The sequence below is a fragment of the Streptomyces sp. SPB074 genome, assembly GCF_000154905.1.
Taxonomy (GTDB): domain Bacteria; phylum Actinomycetota; class Actinomycetes; order Streptomycetales; family Streptomycetaceae; genus Streptomyces.
Window position 1 is genome coordinate 6,619,799 of sequence record NZ_GG770539.1, and the last position, 2,898, is coordinate 6,622,696.

Below are 2,898 nucleotides of genomic sequence, written 5' to 3' on the forward strand. Positions count from 1 at the left end.
CGGTGCGCGTGACCGTCCCGTCCGTCACGGTCAGGTACGACAGCACCCCGTCCGGATCGGCGAAGTCGCCCGCCCGGGACGTACCGGCGCGGGGCGAGTCCGCGATCCCGTACGTGCCGCGGAAGCGGCCGATGCCGAGCGCGGCGACCGGCGTGAGCGTGAGCCCGGCGAGTTCCGCGCGTGCTCCTTGTTCCGCCACCTGTACCGCGGTGGTGTGCGGTCGCGGTGGCTGCACCGGGGGCCGGGCCGCCGCGATGCTCGCCACCGCGAGCCCGAGTGCGGCGGCCGGAAGGCCGAGCCGGGTGCGTCTCCTGTACGTCCTCGTGCGCTGCCTGTTCACGGCGGCAGACTAAGCGCACGCGATCATTTCATCCCGTTTATCGGCTTTTGATATGAGGTGTGTCGCGAGGTCTTCGGCGGCCGGGTGCGGTGACGGACGGCTTCCGGCCGGGTGCGCACGCGCCCCGGGCCCGGAACGCGGGGGGTGCGTTCCGGGCCCGGGGGTGGTCCGTACGGGGCGGGGGGTGCCCCGTACGGAGGCTCACTCGATGACGAGGTCCACGTCGATGTTGCCGCGCGTCGCCTTGGAGTACGGGCACACCTGGTGGGCCTGCTCGACGAGGCGGTGGCCCGTCTCCGCGTCGATGGTGTCGGGCAGCTCGACGCGCAGGGTCACCTTGAGGCCGAAGCTCACGCCGTCCTTGCCGATGCCGACCTCCGCCGTCACGGACGCCTCGCTCGTGTCGGCGTTCGCCTGCTTCGAGACGAGACCGAGGGCGCTCGCGAAACAGGCCGCGTACCCGGCGGCGAAGAGCTGCTCGGGGTTGGTGCCCTTGCCGTCGCCGCCGAGCGCGGGCGGCATCGCGAGGGCGAGGTCGAGCTGGCCGTCCGCGCTGACCGCGCGGCCGTCGCGCCCGTTCGCCGTGGCCACCGCCGTGTAGATCGCGTCCATGGAGTCCATCCCTCTTCGCTGTCGTGGGGTTGTTGCCGTGAGAGAAGTAGAGCACACAATTAAGTTGTGCACAACCAAAACGGTGCCGTGGCGTTAGGCTGGGTCCCATGACAGACACGACAGCGGCCGGGGCGGCCGGAGAGGTGGCCCAGGTGCCCGGCCGGACCGGGGAGGCCGGAGCGGCGGGGGAGGAGTTCCTGCTGCTCGACCGGCAGATCTGCTTCTCCCTCAACGCGGCCTCGCGCGCCTTCGGCAGCGTGTACCGGCTCGCGCTCAAGGACCTCGGGCTCACCTACCCGCAGTACCTCGTCATGCTCGTGCTGTGGGAGCACGGCGAACTGCCCGTCAAGCGCATCGGCGCGCTGGTCCGCCTGGACTCCGGGACGCTCTCGCCGCTGCTCAAGCGGCTGGAGGCGGCGGGGCTCGTCCGGCGCGAACGCCTCGCGAGCGACGAGCGCTCCGTCGCCGTCCGCCTCACGCGCGAGGGCGCCGCCCTGCGCACCCGCGCTCTGCGTGTCCCGCGCGCCATCGCCGCCGCCACCGGGCTCCGCCTGGACGAGATCGAGGACCTGCGCGCGCGCCTCGGCCACCTCACCGCCGCACTGGACCGCGCGGCGGCACAGGGTCTCGTGGCGGACCCCGCCGCGCTCCCGACGGCGGAACCCGAACCCTCAAGCTGAGGGTGAGGGGTTCCCGGCGGCGCGCGCCCGGTGCGCCGCCACCCGCTCGCGCGTCGCGCACCGCCGCGAGCAGAAACGGCGCGGCGGACCCGCCCCGTACGGGATGAGGACGCGCGCGCAGCCGCGCGCCGCGCACACGGCGCCCGGCGGCCCCTGCCGCTCCCGCACCACCGACAGCAGCGCGAGCGCCGAGGTCGCCCGGAACCACTCGTCCCACGGCGCCTCGTCGCCGGAGTCGATGTGCGGGTGCCACGGCGACCCGCCACCGTGCGAGGTGAGCCGCAACGGCCCCGCACACCGCGCGAGCAGCGCGTTGAGCCGCGCCACCGCCGCCCCGGCATCCGGCGCGGCCAGCACGTCCCGCACCTCACCGGCCGCCACCCGCAGCGCGGCCACGTCGGCGTCCGTGAGCCGCACGGGCGGCCGCTCCCCGTACTCCACGAGCACGGCGGCCACCTCGGCGGGCCCGGCCCCCTCCCCGTGCAGCACGTTGACCACCGCCACCGTGCGCGCCGCGACCCGCTCCTCCGCGAGCCGTCCCCGCCACTCCGCCCGCTCCAGACCCGCCGCCCTGGCCCGCCGCAGCCGCTCCGCCCGTTCCGTGCCGCGCTCCATCCCGCGCTCCTCCCGCGCCTGGGCGACGCCGTCCGCCGCCCCCGCGGTAACGCTACTGGCGGGCTTCTTCGTCACGTCCCTACGCTCCCCGCCATGTCCGCGCGCCCGTCCCCGCTCGCCCGTCATCTCCTCGCCGCCGCCCTCGCCCGGACCGGCGACGAGATGGCGGGCCCCGCGCTGCTCCTGCTCGCGCTCGGCGCCACCACCGGGAGCCCGGCCCGCGCGGGCGGACTGGTCGCCGCGCTCCTCGTGAGCGCCGCGCTCGGCGGCCCCGTGCTCGGCGCGCTGCTCGACGGCGCGCGCCGCCCCGGACGCGTCCTCGCGGCGGCGCTCGCCGGGTACGCGGCCGGACTCGCGCTCCTGCTGCTCGCCCTGAACCGCGCCCCCTACCCCCTCCTCCTCGCGCTCGCCCTCCTCACCGGGCTGCCCGGCCCCGCCCTCTCGGGCGGCTGGACCTCACGCGTGCCCGACCTGGTGCCGCCCGCCGCGCTGCCGCGCGCCGCCGCCCTCGACGGCCTCGGCTTCACCGCGGCGACGCTCCTCGGCCCCGCCCTCGCCGGGCTGATCGCGAGCCTCGCCGGAGCACCCGCGTCCCTCGCGACCGCCCTGACCCTCGTCCTCCTCGCGGCCCCCGCCGCCCTCCGCCTCCCG

4 protein-coding genes and 1 pseudogene are annotated in these 2,898 nt (G+C 76.4%); 2 read left to right on the top strand and 3 right to left on the bottom strand.

Translation table 11 applies throughout. The features are described 5' to 3' along the window. Both SSBG_RS28250 and SSBG_RS28255 read right to left on the bottom strand, forming a co-directional pair. Window positions 1-340: pseudogene (locus tag SSBG_RS28250) on the bottom strand (hypothetical protein); the annotation flags it as partial. A gap of 201 nt (window positions 341-541) precedes the next feature. Then, on the bottom strand, window positions 542-952 hold the full coding sequence (locus SSBG_RS28255) for an organic hydroperoxide resistance protein (protein ID WP_008749461.1): 411 nt from the start codon (window positions 950-952) through the stop codon (window positions 542-544). 107 nt (window positions 953-1,059) lie between these two features. Between SSBG_RS28255 and SSBG_RS28260 the strand changes: the two genes are divergently transcribed. Continuing rightward, window positions 1,060-1,632 (top strand): MarR family winged helix-turn-helix transcriptional regulator, encoded by a 573-nt coding sequence (locus SSBG_RS28260; protein ID WP_234010677.1) that lies wholly within the window; start codon window positions 1,060-1,062, stop codon window positions 1,630-1,632. Here SSBG_RS28260 and SSBG_RS28265 read toward each other — a convergent pair. Next, window positions 1,624-2,247: a CGNR zinc finger domain-containing protein gene (locus SSBG_RS28265; RefSeq protein WP_008749463.1), complete on the bottom strand. Its 624-nt coding sequence runs from the start codon at window positions 2,245-2,247 to the stop codon at window positions 1,624-1,626. The genes SSBG_RS28260 and SSBG_RS28265 overlap by 9 nt on opposite strands. A gap of 93 nt (window positions 2,248-2,340) precedes the next feature. Here SSBG_RS28265 and SSBG_RS28270 point away from each other — a divergent pair. Beyond that, on the top strand, window positions 2,341-2,898 hold a 558-nt coding region (locus SSBG_RS28270; RefSeq protein WP_037870817.1), incomplete at its 3' end, for an MFS transporter.

Bases quoted from the DNA above. Each gene is read 5' to 3' on its own strand.
- SSBG_RS28255 (WP_008749461.1), bottom strand. From the start codon at position 952: ATGGACGCGATCTACACGGCGGTGGCCACGGCGAACGGGCGCGACGGC.
- SSBG_RS28260 (WP_234010677.1), top strand. From the start codon at position 1,060: ATGACAGACACGACAGCGGCCGGGGCGGCCGGAGAGGTGGCCCAGGTG.
- SSBG_RS28265 (WP_008749463.1), bottom strand. From the start codon at position 2,247: ATGGAGCGCGGCACGGAACGGGCGGAGCGGCTGCGGCGGGCCAGGGCG.